Source organism: Photorhabdus laumondii subsp. laumondii (genome assembly GCF_003343245.1).
In the GTDB taxonomy this organism is placed as follows: Bacteria; Pseudomonadota; Gammaproteobacteria; order Enterobacterales; family Enterobacteriaceae; genus Photorhabdus; species Photorhabdus laumondii.
Genome location: NZ_CP024901.1, coordinates 1,020,950 through 1,040,815 on the forward strand (window position 1 = coordinate 1,020,950; position 19,866 = coordinate 1,040,815).

At 42.3% G+C, this 19,866-nt stretch carries 9 protein-coding genes and 1 pseudogene; 5 read left to right on the forward strand and 5 right to left on the reverse strand.

The genetic code is table 11. The features are described from left to right. Positions 1–674: 674 nt before the first annotated feature. The 3 genes from PluTT01m_RS04625 to PluTT01m_RS04635 are packed head-to-tail and all read left to right on the forward strand — an operon-like array spanning position 675 to position 14,937. The gene (locus tag PluTT01m_RS04625) at positions 675–4,181 is read left to right on the forward strand and encodes a non-ribosomal peptide synthetase (RefSeq protein ID WP_011145262.1); all 3,507 of its coding nucleotides are present in this window, start codon (positions 675–677) and stop codon (positions 4,179–4,181) included. After that, complete coding sequence (locus PluTT01m_RS04630) at positions 4,178–8,911, forward strand: non-ribosomal peptide synthetase (protein ID WP_011145263.1); 4,734 nt, start codon at positions 4,178–4,180, stop codon at positions 8,909–8,911. Before PluTT01m_RS04625 ends, PluTT01m_RS04630 begins: the two co-directional genes overlap by 4 nt. Continuing rightward, positions 8,908–14,937: a non-ribosomal peptide synthetase gene (locus PluTT01m_RS04635; protein ID WP_011145264.1), complete on the forward strand. Its 6,030-nt coding sequence runs from the start codon at positions 8,908–8,910 to the stop codon at positions 14,935–14,937. The genes PluTT01m_RS04630 and PluTT01m_RS04635 overlap by 4 nt, the downstream gene beginning before the upstream one ends. A 140-nt stretch (positions 14,938–15,077) precedes the next feature. Here PluTT01m_RS04635 and PluTT01m_RS04640 read toward each other — a convergent pair whose 3' ends face one another. Next, complete coding sequence (locus PluTT01m_RS04640; protein WP_011145265.1) at positions 15,078–15,362, reverse strand: helix-turn-helix domain-containing protein; 285 nt, start codon at positions 15,360–15,362, stop codon at positions 15,078–15,080. Then, positions 15,352–15,507 (reverse strand): annotated as a pseudogene (locus PluTT01m_RS04645) (type II toxin-antitoxin system RelE/ParE family toxin); the annotation flags it as partial. The gene PluTT01m_RS04640 and the pseudogene PluTT01m_RS04645, both read right to left, overlap by 11 nt. Before the next feature lie 166 nt (positions 15,508–15,673). Between PluTT01m_RS04645 and PluTT01m_RS04650 the strand changes: the two are divergent. After that, the gene (locus PluTT01m_RS04650; protein WP_011145266.1) at positions 15,674–15,937 is read left to right on the forward strand and encodes an antitoxin; all 264 of its coding nucleotides are present in this window, start codon (positions 15,674–15,676) and stop codon (positions 15,935–15,937) included. Positions 15,938–15,978: 41 nt separating this feature from the next. Here PluTT01m_RS04650 and hemL read toward each other — a convergent pair whose 3' ends face one another. Together hemL and PluTT01m_RS04660 are read right to left on the reverse strand one after the other, a co-directional pair. Beyond that, the gene (gene hemL, locus PluTT01m_RS04655) at positions 15,979–17,262 is read right to left on the reverse strand and encodes a glutamate-1-semialdehyde 2,1-aminomutase (RefSeq protein WP_011145267.1); all 1,284 of its coding nucleotides are present in this window, start codon (positions 17,260–17,262) and stop codon (positions 15,979–15,981) included. 50 nt (positions 17,263–17,312) lie between these two features. After that, positions 17,313–18,098 carry a DUF1460 domain-containing protein gene (locus PluTT01m_RS04660; RefSeq protein WP_011145268.1) on the reverse strand — a complete coding sequence of 262 codons (786 nt, stop codon included), beginning with the start codon at positions 18,096–18,098 and terminating at the stop codon, positions 17,313–17,315. A 308-nt stretch (positions 18,099–18,406) separates the two neighbouring features. On the opposite strand from PluTT01m_RS04660, the gene erpA reads away from it, so the two are divergent. Further along, a complete protein-coding gene (erpA, locus tag PluTT01m_RS04665; protein WP_041380619.1) occupies positions 18,407–18,751 on the forward strand; it encodes an iron-sulfur cluster insertion protein ErpA in 345 nt (114 codons plus the stop codon). Between the two features lie 88 nt (positions 18,752–18,839). On the opposite strand, the gene btuF is transcribed toward erpA, so the two are convergent. Further along, a complete protein-coding gene (btuF, locus tag PluTT01m_RS04670) occupies positions 18,840–19,667 on the reverse strand; it encodes a vitamin B12 ABC transporter substrate-binding protein BtuF (protein ID WP_011145270.1) in 828 nt (275 codons plus the stop codon). Between the last annotated feature and the right edge of the window lie 199 nt (positions 19,668–19,866).

The following is a 19,866-nucleotide window of genomic DNA, read 5'->3' on the forward strand; positions in this document are numbered from 1 at the left end:
TGTGCTTGCCGATGCTGATTTATCAGCTTCATCTTGAGCCTGTTTCCGGTTCTTCGGCCTGACTATTCTTTCGTTCAACTCTTTGGCTGGCGCGGCAGCATGGCGCTCCAACGTGGATGCTATTTTGCAAGAAATTGGACTATTGCAGGCTTGATCTTTTGTTCTAGAAAATCCTTGGATGCAATTCGTAAGACCTTCTCCTTTCGAATCACTTGGGGCGATTTATATCAACAAGCCCAAAAATATAACATTTGAATTTGCATATAATCCATAACTCTATTCCAAAGAAGCTATTGATAGTTTACTCCGATATTATGGGAGATTAATGAATGCCATTATGTCCAGTCAGTAAAAAGAGAATATCAGTTATTTTTGTGATTAATGTTTTTTAGATGCAGATTTATATTAATAGCAGGTAAATAGTTAATTGATAAATAGAATATTCCTATTATATTTTTAAATGGTTATTAACTTAGGTGTGATTTTTATATTGCTCATCTATTAAAAAAACCTTCATATTTTCTCACTGTTTTTGATAATAAAATCAAACAACTTAGATAATGATTTTCGATGTCCATATGCTAACATGATTAGAAATTCGTTATTTTACAATTACGAGCGTCATAAATAATCACTTATATAAATAATTTGATGTTATATTTTCAAGGAAATATATGAAAAATGCAGTGCAAATTGTGAATGAGGCTTTAAATCAAGGAATTACTCTGTTTGTTGCTGATAATCGATTACAATACGAAACTAACCGTGATAGTATTCCGACGGAATTATTCAATGAATGGAAAAATTATAAACAAGAGTTGATCGACTTCCTGAGCCAGATCGATGCAGAAGAAGAAATTCAAACATATCAATTACAGAATATCCAACGTGATGGCAATGCAGAACATTATCCACTCTCATTTGCTCAACAACGCCTGTGGTTTATCGACCAACTTACCGAAGGTAGTCCTCAATATAATTGTCCCGGATATTTGAGATTACGGGAGCAACTGAATTTCAACGCTTTTAAGGCTGCGGTAAAAACATTGCTTGAGCGTCATGAGGCGTTACGTACCCATATTAAAGTTATTGATAATGAGCCACGGCAAGTCATAACACATTGCTATGATTTACCCATTACACGACATGATTTGACCGCATTCTCTGAAACTGAGCAAGAATCTCAAATCAAAAGATTCAGTAAAGAAGAAGATAACTTGGTTTTTAACCTCAGTACTGATTTGATGTTGCGTATTCGCCTGATAAAGCTGGCTGAAAATGATTATGTGATTATTTATACCATTCACCATATTGCCTGTGATAGCTGGTCAATAGAGATCTTTGTCAATGAACTTATCACCTTATATCGCGCGTATAGTAAAGGAAAAATAGCCCCATTACCGCCACTTAAAATCCAATATACCGATTATGCTCAATGGCAACGAAATTGGCTGCAAGGCGATATTCTGAAAAAACAACTGGATTATTGGCAAACCCAGTTATCAGGTATTTCTCCACTTCACCGTTTTCCACTGGATAACCCACGACCAGAGAAACAGAGTTTTGAGGGGCGGCTTAATGAACAACGTATTTCAAAGGATTTGACACAAGAAATAAGAGTATTATGTCACCAACATGAAGTCACATTATTCATGTTTCTGGAGACAGCCTTTGCCGTATTGTTGAGTCGTTACAGTAATGAAAAAGATATTCTGGTCGGAACACCACTTGCAGGGAGAAGGCACCATGATATTGAGCCTCTGATTGGCTTTTTTGTTAACTCTCTGGTGATCAGAACGGATTTATCCGGCCAGCCCACTTTCAGTGAATTATTAAAGCAGAACAGTCGCACTATTCTGGATGCTTATGCACATCAAGATCTGCCATTTCAAATGCTGGTAGAAAAAATGAGTCCGGGACGAAACTTAAATTATAACCCGATATTCCAAATCGCTTTTACTCTGGAGAATACTCAGTGTGATACGGTACTGGCGCAGGATAATAATATTGAGTTTGAAGAACGTCTGCTTTTGAAAGTCCGATTTGATTTGGAAATTCATATTTATGAAGAAGAGGAGGGGGGATTATCCCTGTTATGGGTTTATGACAGCAGCTTGTTCAACAATATGACTATTGAAAGATTACTCGCCAATTATGAAACCTTGCTTGCTAATATTGTTAGTGTCATGAAGCCATGCATTGGTTCCGATCTGATATACAAGGAACCCTCTGTCCATGATATTCCTCTGTTAGCAGAAGCTGAAATACAGACTTTATTACATGAATGGAATGGCCCGCAGGATCATATCCAGCATGGCGGCTGTTTTCATGAACTATTTGAGCAACAAGCTGCGCGGTATCCTGAAAAAATAGCCGTTATTTTTGACGGCAATTCATTAAGTTATCAGGAACTAAATAAACAAGCTAACCAACTTGCTCACTACTTGATAGAACAAAAGATCAAACCAGAAACATTGGTCGCGCTCTGTATTCCTCGTTCAATACGCGCTGTAGTCGCGCTACTGGGGATTATTAAAGCCGGCGGAGCTTATTTGCCGTTAGATCCCAGCTATCCGAAATCCCGTCTTCAATATATGTTAGAACACAGCGAAGCTGAGTTCATTCTGACCGAAACAAATCTGATAGAAAAACTCCCAATCAGCCAACAGAAAGTCATCTGTTTGGATACTGAGACAATACAATCACAATTGCAGCACATGCCTGCGGACAATATCGCTGAACGCCCATTCCCACTAACGGAAAATAATCTGGCTTACGTTATTTATACCTCTGGTTCTACGGGTAAACCGAAAGGAGTTATGTTGGAACATAAGGGGTGGGTAAATCTGGCACTTTCGCAGGCGGGTTTATTTGGTGTTGATTCATATAGCCGGGGATTGCAGTTCGCTTCCTGGAGCTTTGATGCCATGATCTTAGAAATATCGATGACACTGGCGTATGGAGCTGCACTTTATTTAATTTCAGAAACTCAACAGCATAGCCCTGAATATTTGGATGAGTTAGTTGATAAACATCAGATTACCCATGCTGTATTACCACCCGCTTTGCTGCCTTACCTAGACTTTAACAAATGGCGTTCCGTTTCAACCTTACTTTTAGCAGGGGAAGCGGTACCACCACAGATCGCCGTTCGTTGGTCACAGGGCAGAAAACTGTTCAACGTCTATGGCCCGACAGAGTGTACTGCTATTGTGACTTCGGGCTTATTAACGGATGACAAAATTACGATTGGGAAACCATTGCCTAATACCGTTATCCGTATTCTTGATCCATCAGGCAATTTAGTTCCTGTTGGTGTTGCCGGGGAATTATGTATTGGCGGCATCCAACTGGCACGCGGGTATTTGAATTCTCCTGAAACAAACGCAACGAAATTTATGACTGATTTGACGGGCAAATCCCAATCCCAACGTTTATACCGAACGGGAGATTTAGCCCGTTGGTTGCCTGATGGTAGTGTGGAATTTATTGACCGGATTGACTCTCAAGTCAAGATTAGAGGATTCAGGATTGAGTTGGGAGAAATCGAAACTGTACTGGTCGGGCATGATGCTTTAAGCAGTGCTGCGGTTATGACTTATGGGAACGATAAAAGATTGATTGCCTATGTTTGTCCAACCAAAGATTGGCTGGATAAAAAAGGGCTAAAATTTAATACCGACAACGTTTCTCAATCCTCCGATATTAAAGCTGAACTTTCTGAGCTACTTGAATCAGCACTGAAAAAACAATTACCAGAATACATGGTGCCAAGCCTTTATATTCCGCTAGAGCGAATGCCACTCACGTTAAATAACAAAGTGGGCAAAAAAGCGTTGCCTATTCCAAATGAAAATGATTTCCGCCAACAAGGTTATGTCGCGCCAAGAAATGAAGTAGAGAGAAAAATCAGTCAGTTATGGCAAGAAGTGTTGGGCGTTAGTCAAGTCGGCATTTATGACAACTTTTTTGTGCTGGGTGGTCACTCTCTTCAGGCAACCCGCCTTATCAGCTTAATACGCAATGATCTAAACATTGAAATACTGTTGAGCAGTGTCTTTGAGCATCCAACACTGGAGCGATTAGCACGAATCGCCACGATTCATCAGGTTAAAGAAAAAAGAAAGCATTTCCAGGCTGGACAAGAGACAACACAGAAACTATTGGAAGGTGATATATGAAAAATGCGGCACAAATTATCAATGAAGCTTTAAATCAAGGAATTACTCTGTTTGTTATTGATAACAAACTGAAATATAAAACCAGCCGAGACAGCATTCCTTCGGAACTGCTTAATGAATGGAAACAATATAAACAAGAATTGATTGATTTCCTGAAGCAAATCGATTCAGAAGAGGATTCGGACACTCACCGACTGCAAGGTATTCCGCGTTATGATCGTGCGGAACATTACCCACTTTCATTTGCTCAACAGCGTTTGTGGTTAATCGATCAACTCACCGAAGGCAGTCCGCAATATAACTGCACAGGTGATTTCAGGTTGAGAGAGTCGCTCAATCTCAACGCTTTTGAGGCGGCTATAGCAACATTACTTGAACGTCATGAATCGCTGCGTACTTATTTCAAAATTATTGATAATGAGCCCCGGCAGGTTATCGCGACTGCTTATGATTTGCCGATTACCATACATGATCTGTCCACACTTGCAGAATTTGAGCAGCAACAACAGGTTAAACAACTCGGTGAGCAAGAGTGGAAACAAGCTGTTAATCTCAGCACTGACCTGATGCTGCGTATTCGGTTGCTAAAATTAGCAGATGATGATTATTTCATTCTCTATACGATTCATCATATCGCTTGTGATGGCTGGTCGCTGGCAATCTTTATCAGTGAGCTGCTGACATTATATCGTGCTTATTGCCAAGGCGAGGGTAATCCTCTGCCACCATTACCCGTTCAATATACTGATTATTCACAATGGCAACGGGATTGGCTGCAAGGGGATATTCTGGAAAAACAACTGGATTACTGGCAAAACCAATTATCAGCTATTTCTCCTCTTCACCGTTTTCCATTGGATAATCCTCGACCAGAAAAACAAAATTTTGAAGGGAATGTTCATCCACAACGTATTTCAAAAGCGTTGACCCAAGAAATACGAGCACTGTGCGCCAAACATGAAGTGACGTTATTTATGTTTCTGGAAACGGCTTTTGCTGTGTTGTTGAGTCGTTACAGTAGTGAAAAGGATATTCTGGTTGGCATGCCGCTTGCCGGACGAAGACACCGTGACACTGAGCCTTTGATTGGATTTTTCGTCAATTCACTGGTGATCAGAACGGATTTATCCGGTCAGCCGACATTCAGTGAGTTATTAAAACAAAATAGTCGTACGATCCTGGATGCTTATGCACATCAAGACCTGCCTTTTGAGATGCTGGTGGAGAAAATCAGCCCAGAACGGAATTTAAATTATAATCCTATTTTCCAGATCATGTTTGCAGTACAGAATAATCAACGGGATACAACGCTGGAGCAGGATAGCATCGTGACATCTAAAGAACGTTCTCTGCTGACCACCCGATTTGATTTGGAAGTTCATATCTATGAAGAAGACGAAGGTGAGTTATCCATTGGATGGATCTCTGACACCAGCCTGTTCAGAAATGCGACCATTAACAGATTAATCGCCAATTACGAAATTTTGCTGACTAATATTGTTGATGTGATGAAGCATCATGCGGGTATCAGCGAGCCGTCCGTTCATGACCTTCCATTATTGGCGGATGCTGAACGGAATACCTTACTGCATGAATGGAGTGGGCCACAAATTCCTTATCCGACCGGGAAATGTTTCCATGAACTCTTCGAAGATCAGGTATCACAACACCCTGAAAAAAATGCACTGATTTTGGGCGATGACACCCTGAGTTATCAGTCATTAAATGAACAAGCTAACCAATTGGCTCACTATCTGCTCGAACAGGGGATCATACCGGGCACGTTGGTTGCATTTTGCATACCAAGGTCATTGCAAGCTGTTGTGGCATTATTGGGTATTCTTAAAGCAGGTGGCGCTTATGTACCGTTAGACCCCAGTTATCCGAAAGCCCGCCTTCAATATATGTTGGATCACAGTGAAGTCGAATTCATCCTGACCGAAACTCACCTGGTTGAAAAACTGCCAATCAGCCAGCAGAAAGTGATTTGTTTGGATACAGAGACGGTACAGTCTCAGCTACAACATATGCCTACAGATAATATTACTGAGCGTCCACTTCCGCTCACGGAAAATCATCTAGCTTATGTGATTTATACTTCCGGTTCTACCGGTAAACCGAAAGGGGTGATGCTGGAACATAGAGGGTGGGTTAATCTGGCATTCTCGCAAGCAGATTTATTTGGCATTGACTCACATTGCCGGGGGTTGCAGTTTGCCTCCTGGAGTTTTGATGCCATGATTTTAGAGATGTCGATGACATTGGCCTATGGCGCAACACTCTATTTGATTTCCGAAACCCAACGGCGTTCCCCTGAACTGTTGGATGAAGTGGTTGAAAAACATCAGATAACCCATGCGGTACTACCACCGGCACTGCTTCCTCATCTGAATTTTAATAAATGGCGTTCTGTCTCAACTTTGCTTTTGGCGGGTGAAGCAGTACCACCACAGATTGCTGTTCGTTGGTCACAGAATAGAAAACTGTTTAACGTATATGGCCCGACAGAATGTACATCCATTGTCACCACAGCTTTACTCACTGACGAGAAGATTACGATTGGAAAACCGTTGCCTAACGTTGTGATGCGTATTCTTGATCCGGAAGGTAATTTGGCTCCGATGGGCGTTATCGGGGAACTGTATATTGGCGGTATTCAGTTAGCACGTGGTTACCGAAACGCACCGGAAATCACAGCAAGGCAGTTTATCCGTGATCCATTCAGCCCACACTCAACGGATGGCGGGGAAAACAGGCTTTATCGAACGGGCGATTTAGTGCGTTGGACACCGAATGGTCAATTGGAATTTATCGGCCGTGTTGACTCTCAGGTTAAGATCCGTAGTCACCGCATAGAGTTGGGTGAAATCGAGACAGTTTTGTCCGGGCATGATGCTTTAAGTAGTGCTGTTGTGGTCGCTTATGGTCAAGATGAAGATAAAAAACTCATTGCGTATGTCTGCCCAAGTACAGAGTGGTTAGGTGAGAAAGCGGTTGAATTTAACGCAAGCAGCGTTGAGAACTGGACAGAAATTTTTGATGATCAGTACCGTCAAACCACAACGAAACCTACAACGAAACCTACAACGAATAGTACTCAAAAAGAGAGCACTCAGAAAGGTGATGTAGTTGCATCAGACAGTGATTTCGGCGGCTGGATGAACAGCTATACTGAACAGCCGATTGCCCTTGAGCAAATGGAGGAATGGTTAACAGGAATCATGCACAGGATTAAAGCCCTGCATCCTCATCGCTTACTGGAAATTGGTTGTGGTACCGGATTATTGTTGTATCGCTATGCTGAACAGTGCGAATCAGTGGTGGCGACCGATATTTCGGCTGAGGTTTTAAATCGGCATCAACATATTCTGCAACAACGTGGCTGGTCACATGTGCAGCTCAGAAGAGGCGATGCGCTCAACTTAGGAACATTGAGCGCTGATGAATTTGATACTGTCGTGATTAACTCGGTTATCCAATATTTCCCCAATGTTCAATATCTGGAAAAAGTACTTGAACAGTTAATACCGGCGGTGGAAGCGGGTGGGAAAATTTTGCTGGGAGATATCCGCAATTTAGATCTATTAACCGCCCATGCTACAGCAATAGAGCAAAGTCATCTTAACGGGCAGCGTATTCAGGTAGGGACGCTGGCGAACCGTGTTCAGCGGCGTTTACAACAAGAACCCGAGTTTTTACTCAGTCCAACTTATTTTGCCCAATTACCGGAGCGTTACCCCGAAATTGGTCGGGTTGATATTCTGGTTAAACGTGGCATCGGCGACAATGAAATGTTGCGTTATCGTTACGATGTCATATTGCACAAAAGAGGTGAAAAGACCAAATCTTGTAATGAATTGTTTTCAAATTGGCATCATTTCGATTCTTTTGACAGTCTGCGTAATTTGTTACAGATGGGCACCGAGGATATATTGGGTGTTTCAGGTATCCCCAACGCCAGAATTAAAGATGACCTCACTTTGGCAGAAGGGCTGCGTCACTGGTCAGCCAATCAGATGATAACGCCACCCGCAAATGTTGGCAGTTTCTCCCCACAGGCATTACAACAGGTTCAGGAATTCGAATCCTTATTGCAATACGCTGAACAATGTGGTTATCAATGCGGCATTACATGGTCACAACAGCAACCTGATTTGCTGGATGTGATTTTTAGTCGTGGAGAGTTACCGCCGGTACAAGCACGTGCTGACTATAATCAAACCCATTTAGCTAATTATCCGCAAATTTCGGCCATCAGTGGGGAACTGTCAGAATTACTCGAATCCGCACTGAAACAGCAACTGCCAGAATATATGGTGCCAAGTCTCTATATTCCACTGGAACGAATGCCACTCACATTAAATAACAAAGTGGATAAAAAAGCGTTACCGATCCCAAATGAAGATGATTTACGCCGACAAAACTATGTGGCACCAAGAAATGAAATAGAAATTAAGATTGGTCAGTTATGGAAGCGGTTATTGAATGTCAGCCAAGTAGGCATCTATGACAATTTCTTCACATTGGGTGGACATTCACTTCAAGCGACCCGCCTTATTAGTTCAATACGTAACGAATTAGAAATAGAAGTTCCGTTGAGAAGTGTTTTTGAACACCCGACACTTGAGCAGTTATCACAGGTGGTCACTATTCATCTTATCAAAGAAAAAAGAAAACATTTCCAGGCTGGGAAAGAAACAACGCAAGAACTATTGAAAGGTGATATATGAGAAATGCCGCGCGAATTATCAATGAATCTTTAGAGCAGGGAATTACTCTGTTCGTTACTGATAATCGTTTGCAATACGAGACTCGCCGCAGCAGTATTCCACCCGAGTTGCTCAGTGAATGGAAACAGCATAAACAGGAGTTGATTGATTTTCTGAACCAGCTTGATGCAGAAGAGCAAACTCAAACGCATCACTTTTTGCAAGATATTCAGCGTGATGGTAAAGCAGAACATTATCCGCTTTCATTTGCCCAACAACGACTATGGTTTATTGATCAACTGGATGGAGGTAGTCGCCAATATAACTGTATGGGGGATTTCAGGCTGCGGGAATCCATTAACATAGAGGCGTTTGAGGCAGCCGTTAAGGCATTACTTGAACGCCATGAAGTCCTGCGTACCCATTTTAAAATCATCAATAATGAACCGCGGCAATTTATTGCCGCGGATTATGATTTACCGATTACAGATCATGATTTATCTGCGTTGTCTGAAACTGAGAAAAACGATCAGGTAAAACAAATTAGTAAGGAAGAAGAAAATCTAATTTTCAACCTGAATACCGATTTGATGCTGCGCGTCCGGTTAATAAAATTGGCAGAAGATGATTATCTTATTATTTATACGATACATCATATCGCCTTCGATGGCTGGTCGATGGCAATATTTCTCCATGAATTTTTCACATTATACAAAGCTTATTGTCAGGGTAAGGCAAATCCGCTACCGCCGCTGAGAATTCAATATGCCGATTATGCCCAGTGGCAACAGAGTTGGTTGCAAGGTGATGTGCTGAAAAAACAACTGACATACTGGCAGAATCAGTTAGCTGGAATTTCACCCGTCCACCGTGTGCCGCTGGATAATCCACGTCCGGAAAAACAAAATATTGAAGGACGGCTTCATCTACAGCGTATTTCAGCACATCTTACCCAAGCAATTAGAGCATTATGCACCAAACATAACGTTACACTATTTATGTTCCTGGAAACGGCTTTTACCGTATTACTGAGCCGCTATAGCAATGAAAAAGATATTCTGGTTGGAACAGCTATTGCCGGCAGACAACATCCTGATATTGAACCTCTGATCGGTTTTTTTGTTAATTCATTGGTTATTAGAACAGATTTATCCGGTCAGCCGACGTTCAGTGAATTATTAAAACAGAACAGCCGTACCATCCTAGATGCTTATGAACATCAAGCTTTGCCGTTTGAGATGTTGGTGGAAAAGCTCAGCCCGGAACGAAGCTTAAATTATAATCCGGTATTTCAGATCATGTTTGCAGTACAGAATAACCAACGTGACGCAATACTGGGACAGGATGATATTATTGAACTCGGGGATAATTTACTCAGAACAACTCGGTTTGATTTGGAAATCCATGTTTTTGAAGAAGAACAGACAGACGAATTATCTATAGTATGGATTTCAAATACCAGTCTGTTCGATAGTAATACCATTGAAAGATTTATCGCCAATTACGCAACCTTGCTTTCTGGCATTGTTGAGGTAATGACAGATGACTCAGTCAATAAAGAGCCCTCCATTCATGAACTCCCATTATTGTCAGAAGCTGAAAAGCATATTTTACTGCATGAATTAAATGGGCCGCAGAACCATTATCCACAAGGGCGTTGCTTCCATGAGCTGTTTGAAGAACAGGTGGCACTGAATCCTGAAAAAACCGCGCTGGTTTTTGGTGAGGAAACCTTAAGTTATCAGGCGGTTAATGTTCAGGCCAATCAATTGGCGCATTACCTGATTGAGCAAGGTATCCAGCCAGATACCTTGGTTGCAATTTGCCTTCCCCGGTCGTTGCAAACAGTGATTGCACTGCTGGGCATCCTCAAAGCGGGTGGTGCTTATGTGCCTTTGGATGCCAGTTATCCGCAAGCACGCCTGCAATACATGCTGGAGCACAGCGGGGCTGAAGTTATCCTGACCGAAACACCGCTGGTTGATAAATTGCCTATCAGTCAGCAACGCGTTATCTGTCTGGATGCTGAAACGGTACATTTATATGTACAAAACCTGCCTACCGGCAATATCGTTCATCGTCCGGTGCCCCTGACAGAAAATCATCTGGCCTATGTCATTTATACCTCTGGCTCTACCGGCCGACCAAAAGGCGCGATGTTGGAGCACAAGGGGTGGGTGAATCTGGCGCAGGCACAAGCCGCGTTATTTGGTGCGGATGCTGATATTCGCGGGTTGCAGTTTGCTTCCTGGAGCTTCGACGCCGCAGTGTTGGAAATGGCAATGACCTTGGCCTATGGCGCTACATTGTATTTGATTGCAGAAACACATCGCCGCTCGCCTGAATGGTTGGATGAGATGGTTGAAAAGTACCACATTAGCCATGCCGTACTCCCGCCAGCGCTGTTGCCTCATTTGGATTTCAACAAGTGGCGCACAGTTTCAACCTTGTTGCTGGCAGGGGAAGCCGTGGCACCGCATATCGCCGCGCAGTGGTCGCAGGGCAGAAAGCTGTTTAACGTTTATGGCCCAACAGAGTGTACTTCGATTGTGACCTCTGCCTTATTAACAGCAAATAAGCGAGTGACGATTGGAAAACCGTTGCCGAATACCGTGATGCGAATCCTGAATGCCGACGGTAATCTGCTGCCTCTTGGCGCTGTCGGGGAACTGCATATTGGTGGCATGCAACTGGCGCGTGGCTACCGTAATGCACCGGATATCACGGAAAAACAGTTTATCCGAGATCCTTTCAGTACCAACCCGGCAGACCGACTTTACTGTACCGGTGATTTAGTACGCTGGACGCTGGAAGGTGAGTTGGAATTCATTGGCCGCCGGGATTCGCAGATCAAAATTCGCAGCCATCGCATTGAATTGGGGGAAATCGAGTCGGTGCTGGCGGGGCAGGAGATTTTAAGTAATGCTGCCGTGATCGTTGATGGTCATAACAGTGAAGAGAGGAAACTCATTGCTTATGTTTGCCCGAGTACCAATTGGCTGGCGGAGAAAGCAGCCGATTTTAATGCCGATTACATTGAAAGCTGGACAGAGATCTTTAATGGTCAGTATCGGCGGGAGATAACAGAAAATATTGTTACCGATACTACCGATGAGAGCGATAACAATAGTGATTTTTATGGTTGGATAAATACTTATACCGAACAGCCAATCGCATTGGACCAACTGGAAGAATGGCGAGTGGGTACCATGCGGCGGATTGAATCCCTGCATCCCAGCAGCTTATTGGAAATTGGTTGTGGATCGGGCTTATTGCTATATCGTTACGCTGGACGATGCGAATCAGTATTAGCCACGGATATTTCAGCGGAGGTATTGGCGCGTCACCAGAAGATTTTGCAACAGCGTGGCTGGTCGCACGTGGAGCTAAGAAGGGGAGATGCACTGAATTTGGGCACTATCACGCCTGATCAGTTCGATACCGTTGTGATTAATTCCGTTGTTCAATACTTCCCCAATATTCAGTATCTGGAAAAAGTCATTACCCAGTTATTACCCGCGGTTAAATCCGGGGGAAAAATTCTGCTAGGAGACATCCGTAATTTAGATTTGTTAACTGCACATGTAACAGCCATCGAGAAAAATCGCCTGAATGGGCAACGTATTTCGGTGGGTACGTTGGCAAACCGTATTCAACAGCGTCTACAGAAAGAAAAAGAGTTTTTATTGAGTCCAACCTATTTTGCACAATTGCCGACGCGTTACCCTGAAATTGGAAGAGTGGATATTTTGGTTAAACGTGGTGTTGGCGACAATGAAATGCTGCGTTATCGTTATGAAGTGATATTACACAAGTGCGATAAAAATGCGGAATTATGTTGCAATTTACCCCTAACTTGGTGCGATTTTAACTCTATTGAAGATCTTTATCATGTGTTGGAGACAGGGAAATTCGATACATTTGGTGTCTCTGGTATTCCTAATGCCCGTATCAAAGATGATTTTGATTTAGCGGAAGGTCTACGCCATTGGCCATCTAATCAGATTATTTTTCTACCAAAAGATGTCGGCGGTTTTTCTCCAGAAGCCGCAGAGCAAGTTTTGGCCCTCGAATCCTTACTTCAATATGCGGAACAGTGCGGCTACCAGTGTGAACTTACATGGTCACAGCAGCAGCTTGATTTACTGGATGTGATTTTCAGCCGTGGTGAATTACCTCAAGTACAGGCACGTTTAGGTTATAGCCAAACGCATTTAGCTAATTATCCGCAACTTCCTGCTATTAGTGGAGAACTCGCAGAGCTACTGGAATCCGCTTTGAAAAAACAACTGCCGGATTATATGGTGCCCAGTTTCTATATCCCATTGGAACGCATTCCACTGAATTTAAACAATAAAGTGGATAAAAAAGCGTTACCTATTCCGAATGAAAATGATTTACGTCGTCAGGCTTATATCGCACCGAGAGATGAAATCGAGGAAAAACTCTGTCAGTTATGGCAAGAACATCTAAAAATCAATCAAATTGGTATTTATGATAATTTCTTCTCACTCGGTGGTCATTCACTCTTGGCAGTTAAGATAACCGCTTCCATAAGAAATACGTTAACCAATAATTTCAATATGCATGAGCTGTTTGCAAATCCAACTATTGTTCAGATTGCAAGTGTGATTCGTCACAGTCATAAGCATGAAATATCTGCACCGAAGACAACACACAATATATCTGATCACAATGCATTTGATGGAAAAATGCCGATTTCTTATTGTCAGAAAATGTATTGGTATTTTGTGCAAGAAGCGTTGTTGGAGGACAGTTTCCACGTACCCATTACTTTGCTGATGGCAGGAGAATTGGATCGCAGTGCGTTGGAAAAAAGTTTAAATACCATCTTAGCGCGACATGAAAGTTTACGTTTTAAGTTTTATCAAGAAAATGGGCAAATTTTCATGCAGCCTGATAACAGTATGAAAATCAATCTTCAAGTTATCGAAGCGTTACCAAGAGGAATCGAGAGAGACCAAATTATTATTGAAATTAATAAACTCTGGCAAGAGAAATTAAGAACACCTTTTGATGTTTATAATGGTCCATTAATCAAGACATTTCTACTGCCTGTTTCGGAAACAATCACGGTATTATTGATTGATGTGCACCATATTATTTCCGATGGGTGGTCTGTCAATATCATTATGAATGAGTTTAAACAGTTATATACCGCTTATTCACAGGGGCAAGAAAACACATTGCCACCCGTTGCCATGCAATATTCTGGTTATGTTTATGACTTACAAGAAATCCATGTGACTGAAGTAGCTAAAAAACAAATTAAATTCTGGCAACAACAATTTGCTGATGTTAATTCAGAACGCGATTTTCCTGTTTCTTTCAGAAAGCATCTGGCTTCAAAATATCGATCTCATGCCCATCATATCAAAATACCTGATTCGCTGGATAAAGCTGTTTTACAATATTGTGAAACTCACAAAATCACACCTTATATGTTATTTATGGCTTTGTTCCACACTTGTCTTTTTATGTACTCCGGTGAATCACAACTTATTGTTACCTCACCAAAAGCTGACCGAACTCGCATCGAAAGCCATCAAACAATAGGGTTATTCTTGGGTGACTTGATAGTAAAATCCAATATTAATCAGGAAATGAGCCTACAAGAAATCATTAAGCAGGTTAGTCAGTCTATTCATCGCGCCATAGAGAATGCTAATATCCACATGTCTGTTGTGATTGACGTGGTGGGGGAAAAGGCGAGGGATAATATATTTAACGTTCTGTTTAACTATTTGGATGCACAAAATTTCTATGATTTTATCGACATGTCTAAAGATGAAAAATTATCATTGCCAAATCTTGAGGTGGAAGTGATAGATACCGAAATAATTCCTTTTGAATCACTTGGGATGAATTTCTTATACATGCCACAAAATATCAAGTGTGAACTCCATTACAATCCGGAACTGTATACAGAAGCAGTCATTGATAGGATGGCTATATATTATGAACGACTGTTAAACGTCATCGTATCCGGCCAAGAAAAAGAGAGTATCAGTCAGTTTTATGATTAAATTTTTCTGAGATATAAAGAGATTGGCCTCAGGGATGAGGCTAATCGTGACATCTGAATACGAATATGCCGCTGTATATATATACCCGTCATTCTTTACCATGAAGTTTGATTAAGATATCAGGTATTGGGATTAACGTATTATGCGATAGTAATTTTGAGATTTACTCCACAGGCTGCTGCATAGCGTTCAAGTGTTGCAATACTTGCTTTCATTGGGTTTTTTTCAACCTTAGCTACTGCCGGTGGAGTAATTCCTAGTCGTTCGGCTAACTGCGAACTATTAATACCTGCTTTCTGTTTCATGTTTTGAATGAGCTCGTAGAGTTCTTCTTCCTGTTTAGCAGCTTCATAAGCGGCCTGAGCTTTGGGGGATGAGAGGGCTTGCGCCTTCACTTCTGAAAATGGAATACCCTTAACTTTCATCTGTCATTTCCTCTAATCTTTGTAATGCCAGTTTGATTTCTGTCGGTGGAGTCTTCGGGGTTTTCTTTATAAATGTGCGAAGTATATAAATTCTTCTTCCCTTAGCATAAGCAAAAATTGTTCTGGTGATGTCTTTGTTGCCTACTACGGCGCTGAGCCTATGATTCAAGTTACGATATTTCAGTAGCAATCGTAGCGGTGAGTGTGACATCAAATTGATTTATCAGTTTATGATTATTAAATCTCTTTTGATTTATGTATCAAGATCTGTGATAGGATTTGGGATATTCCAATCAATATCAGGAGGTTGTATGAGTCAAAAAGCTAAATTGTTTATGGATGGGAAGCGTCAAGCGGTACGTTTGCCAGCAGCTTATCGGTTTGACTCTGATGAAGTTTTTATTCGAAAAGATCCTGAGACAGGAGATGTAATACTGTCCTGTAAGCCACACGATTGGGCTGGATTTTTTGCGGCATTGAAGGGAACAACTATTATTCCCGACGATTTTCTGAGTAAAGAAGCGCGGGGCCAGCAAGAACAATCTTGTGACCCATTCGAAGGATGGCAAGAATGAGCGCCGTAAAAATACGGCGCTATTATTTGAAAACAAAGAAATTATTTCAGCTTGGCAAAGCAGCGAGCGGCTGCATTGACAGTACGCTGAATATCTTCATCCGTGTGAGCAATAGACATAAAACCCGCTTCAAATGCAGAAGGCGCTAAATAAACCCCTTCATCAAGCATCAGGTGGAAGAAATGTTTAAAACGTTCAATATCGCAATTCATCACATCCTGATAGCAAGTGACGGTTTCTGCATCAGTAAAGAAAATGCCGAACATACCGCCGACATGGTTAACCACCAGAGGAATATTGGCTGCTTTTGCTGATTTCGTCAGGCCAGCAGCCAGATTATCTGTTAGCTCAGTCAAACGCTGATGTACACCGGGTTGAGACACTTCTTTCAGACAAGCAAGACCGGCAGCCATTGCAATCGGATTGCCGGATAAAGTTCCTGCCTGATAAACAGGGCCAATTGGCGCTAGTTTCTCCATCACTTCATAACGTCCACCGAAAGCGCCAACGGGCATACCGCCACCAATGATTTTGCCAAGGCAAGTTATATCGGGTTCGACATCGTAATAAGATTGTGCACCGGATAGAGCGACACGGAAACCGGTCATCACTTCATCAATAATCAACAGAGCACCGAACTCATCACACAGCGCACGCAGACCGGGGAGGAATTCTGGTTGTGGCGGTACGCAGTTCATATTACCCGCAACCGGTTCGACGATAATACAGGCGATCTCTTGTGGATATTGTTCAAACGCTTCTCGAACTGAACTCAAATCGTTATAGGTACAGGTTAGCGTATGTTTGACGAAATCAACCGGAACCCCCGGAGAGTTGGGTTGGCCGATGGTCAATGCGCCAGAACCGGCTTTCACCAGCAGGCAATCAGCGTGGCCGTGATAGCAACCTTCGAATTTGATGATCTTATCGCGATGGGTGTAACCACGGGCCAGACGGATAGCACTCATGGTCGCCTCTGTACCTGAGTTAACCATGCGTACCATATCCATCGATGGCACCAGTTCAGTCACCAATTGCGCCATTTCCACTTCAGCGGCGGTGGGCGCGCCAAAACTCAATCCTTGCTCCGCGGCTTTGATAACAGCATTACGGATAGCGCTGTGGTTATGTCCCAACACCATGGGTCCCCAGGAACCGACATAATCGATATAGGCTTTACCATCAACATCATAGAGATAAGCGCCATCAGCATGTTTGATAAACAGCGGAGTACCGCCAACACCATTAAATGCACGTACCGGAGAGTTGACGCCGCCGGGAATAAGTTGTTTTGCCTGAGAATAGAGGATGTCGGATTGGCTCATGAAAGGCTCCTGAATCTATTTTTAAGAGGGTTTGTCGTTTGCCCCTCGGATTATAATGCTCTTAGAACGATAATTCCGGGTTTATTCTTTACGTAATCAAGAAATGGTGAATCGACAACTTTTTTATTCGCAGCAAGTGAAGATGCATTCCTTAGCATTGGGCCGTGATCTGTCATAATAAAAATCCCGGTATGTGTGACATCCAATCCGGCAAGATGGGTATATATTCCTATATAATCGCCCGTTTTTAGGTTCTTAATAACCGCATCATTGATCTTATCACCCGGAATATATTTGATATCTCTTTTGGTAACACCTAGTCCGGGGATGTATTCGCTACCATCAGCCTTTTTATTCAGGCTTTTTGTGATTGCAATGTAAGAAGAACTTATTTCATCCGTTACATCTTTGGCATTTAATTTTTCTCTGGTTGACCAGTCTGTAAGGAAATGTTTTCTTTGCAAAAAGCGAATCTTTCCGTCGATATATCTTGTCTGGATGAGATTTTTTACAAAATCACTTTGGTCGTTGGATTTCCTTAGCGATTCGACATAATCAAGGAAAGTAAAGCAGTCTAGTCCGTTGAAGTCGATAACTAATTTTTCAGGTTCAGTAGGGGAGCCAATAAGTTTGTTTGCGGCATAAGGTGTGCCCAGGAATTGATAAGAGACGTCTTTTATTATTTCACCGGGATTCTCTTTGTTTCCCGGTTTTACCTGGTTTTCTATAATTTCATTAATTTTTTTCGAGGTATAGCTGTCAATATCGGCTTGTTTGCTATGAGCGGTACAACCTGTCAAGGTGACAGCAAGCATCAGTGGCAACATTTTTCGCATAGGAACTCCATAATGGTTACTTTGAAAAACATTCAATAAAGTAACTAATCATGATGATAAATCAATATTTTTTCTTTCTTAATTGTTAATTGATTAATGGAGGGTTTAACTACAAGACCCACGTTTGTCACTCAAGGTAGCCGCTATGGTAAACAAATGCGCGATAACTTTTTGGCGGTTCGTGTGTTATTGAAATGACAAAACTTGAACGAACTAATCAGGTATTGGATAATTCGAGTTATTAATGATCGGCAAATTTTTGTTCTCTTCTGAATATTTTTGTCGAGTTCCAGTCTGGAGTAAAAATGATGAGCGATGATATCGTATTACCTTTGCAGTTTACGGATGCCGCGGCTAACAAAGTGAAAATCTTGGTTTCGGATGAAGAAAACCCAAACTTGCGTTTACGGGTTTATATCACCGGTGGCGGATGCAGTGGCTTTCAGTATGGTTTTACCTTTGATGATCAAATAAATGAAGGTGATATGACCATTGAGAAACAGGGTGTGGAGTTGGTTGTTGATCCGATGAGCCTACAATATTTAGTTGGCGGTTGTGTTGATTATACCGAAGGTCTGGAAGGTTCACGTTTTATCGTCACCAACCCTAATGCGAAGACAACCTGTGGTTGTGGTTCTTCTTTCAGTATCTGATTTCAGGCGATTTCCCGCGATAGGTCTGTGAATATCATATGACCTGTTTGCGGGATATTTTTGTCATCCTTTAAATGTTTCTGATTGATCAGGAACCATTATCGTTCAATTGCTGGCATAGCTGTTCGGCTGCCAGAATGATGCGCGGTCCCGCGCGGTGAAACCAATCTTCATGTAATGTAATGACTTTGGCACGCAATTGTGGATGCCAGAAATTTTCAATTAATTTGACCTGTTCTTGCCCACCACTGATAACAATTATTTCAGGTTTCCTGATGAGTACTTGTTCACGACTGACTTGAGGCCAGGGAACAGGGCTGTTGGCAAAAATATTTCTGCCGCCACAGATTGAAAGCACTTCACTTTGCAGTGTCTGTCCTGAAGTAGTGAACAGAGGGTAAGTACCGAATTGTAAAAAGGCCGGTTTGGGGGTTGTAGTGGCATATTGTTGTTGCAAATTGGCAAATCGTTGGCGAAGTTCAGTCGCGGATTTTTTTGCTTGTTCTGGATGAGGACTATATTCAGCGAGTCGTTCTAAATCCTGCGCTATCTGTTCGGTGGTTGTGGGGTCGGAATAAAAGATTTTAATGCCGAAAGCAGCAAGTTGTTCCAGTGGACGTTGGGGATTACCACCACGCCATGCCAGAATCAGCTCAGGTTTAAGGGTAATAATGCGTTCCAGATTGATGCCTTGCCAGTTAGCGACTTGCTCAAGTTTACGGGCTTGAGGGGGATAATCAGAGTAGGCGCTGGCGGCAATCAGATTGTCACCTAGCCCGGCGGCATAGGCTAATTCTGTCGTTGACGGAGATAAACTGATTACCCGTAAGGGAGCAGCATACAGAGAATGGCTGAAACTGCTGAGAAACAGTAAAAGCGATAATCCAATTGAACCCGTGCTTTTTATCCATTTCATAGATGTACGCTCTTTAAAACATGAAATATATCGCCCGTAAACACGCCCGAAAATATTAATTAGGGCGTGTCGGTAATATATACCCTATGGATTTCAAGATGCATCGCGGCGGCAAGGGAGCGAATCCCCGGGAGCATAGAGAACTATGTGACCGGGGTGAGCGAGTGCAGCCAACAAAGAGGCAACTTGAAGGATAACG